General features: G+C 64.6%; 3 protein-coding genes. 1 reads left to right on the top strand and 2 read right to left on the bottom strand.

The window, feature by feature from the left end; translation table 11 throughout:
• Positions 1-91 precede the first annotated feature (91 nt).
• Together ACFVX4_RS42090 and ACFVX4_RS42085 are read right to left on the bottom strand one after the other, a co-directional pair.
• Positions 92-301, bottom strand: coding sequence for a DUF3995 domain-containing protein (locus ACFVX4_RS42090; protein WP_389988813.1), 210 nt, complete (start codon positions 299-301; stop codon positions 92-94).
• 59 nt (positions 302-360) lie between these two features.
• The gene (locus ACFVX4_RS42085) at positions 361-702 is read right to left on the bottom strand and encodes a DUF6191 domain-containing protein (RefSeq protein ID WP_389988810.1); all 342 of its coding nucleotides are present in this window, start codon (positions 700-702) and stop codon (positions 361-363) included.
• Positions 703-1,073: 371 nt separating this feature from the next.
• Between ACFVX4_RS42085 and ACFVX4_RS42080 the strand changes: the two genes are divergently transcribed.
• Positions 1,074-1,349, top strand: coding sequence for a hypothetical protein (locus ACFVX4_RS42080; protein WP_389988807.1), 276 nt, complete (start codon positions 1,074-1,076; stop codon positions 1,347-1,349).
• The last annotated feature ends 165 nt before the right edge of the window (positions 1,350-1,514 follow it).

Genomic DNA, 1,514 nt, shown 5'->3' with positions numbered 1-1,514 from the left:
CCTCCGCGCGAAATCCACGCCGAGTACGAGAAGTTGCGAATCGCCGCGTGAAATAGACAGTCAGACGCCTGTCCGGAAAACGCGAGGCCCCTCACAGAGCGGGACCGCCCCGGAGCCTGGACCGGGCAAGCAGCCAGGCCAGCAGGGCGCCGAGGAGGCAGAGCGCACCCACACCCCACAAACCGGCTACGACGAACCACAGCGGGCGCTCGGTGGCCAACGGACCGGCGGAGATACTCAGCCCCACATCACCGCCGACGGCCCAGTAGAAGTGCAACCCGGCGAACGCGGCCGCCCACAAGCATGCGATACGCCCCCATACCGTGGACGGTTCTGCGCCCGTTCCCTCCGGTTCGCGTTTCACCGCCGGCCCTCAAGGGCCTCGCGCCTGTCAGCGCACGGGTCGTCCGCTTCCTGTGGCAACACGATGAAGGCGGTGCCCTTGGTCAGGTCGATACTGGAGCGGGGCGGCGCACCGTCGCTCTCGTCGTCCCGCCGCAGCAACTCCACCCGCCGCTGCTCCAGCTCTACCGTCTTGTTTCCGTTCACGACCGCCGTGAATTCATCGAAGGCCGTGTTCGACAACGAACGCCCCGTGCGCCTGCGTAGCCACGGGATCAAGCCCAGCTCCGTGAACCATCGCCACGCGCTCTCTGCCAGGGCGAACAAGACCAATAGACACACGAATACCGAGAACGACATGGCCCACATCGCCACCGCTAACCCCCCATCGTCCTCAACACAGTTGACGGTCGGGAAACGACGGAGGGCTCGGCGTCGTTCCTATCGGACGTGCGGACTGGGAGAACCCGCCACGCGAGCCATCGGCCCGCGCGTGGACCGCTCGCACAGACACTCCGGCACCCAGCCCGGCAACGCCGTATGTCACCGGATAGGAGTGGCTCCCAATCTCGTTGCCGATCATGGGCCTGTGCCACGGTCCAACTCCACCACGAACAGAGCAACGTGGCTCCCATTCCCATTGCCCGAGTGGCTCCCGTCCACCCTGTCAAAAACATCCACCTCCATCCATGGCGGCACCGTACCAAGGCGAGTGGTCAGAGGCGGTAGTGATGGACCATCCACTCCTGCGGGTGACGGCGTCCTGGTCGGCGGCAGCGCCCTCCTCTCAGGTCCGTCAATGGGAGACCACCATCCTTGCCAACAACCCCGCCATTCAGCGCACGCAGTACATGCCCGGAGTCGGACACCACATGTGGAACGGCCTGGACGACAACAACGACCGAGCCGCCGCCGTCATCACTTCGTTCCTTCAGGACAAGCCAGCATCCATGCCGAACTGCCCAACCCGCGACGAGATCCCTACCTTCCTGCGCGACCACAAATGAAGACGCTGCAGCACCGGCAACTTCGAAGTTGCCCGAGCTCTGCGCCAGGTACAGCCAAGGACGATCTCTTAGAGGGCGGTATGTGACGTGATGCCACGTTTGCTGTCGCTGGAACGTGTGGCACAGGCGTATCGGGGCTGATCGGAGAGTCCTGTCGTGCTGGAG

It is taken from the genome of Streptomyces sp. NPDC058240 (assembly GCF_042882135.1).
GTDB lineage: Bacteria > Actinomycetota > Actinomycetes > Streptomycetales > Streptomycetaceae > Streptomyces.
This window is presented reverse-complemented; position numbering and strand designations above follow the sequence as displayed.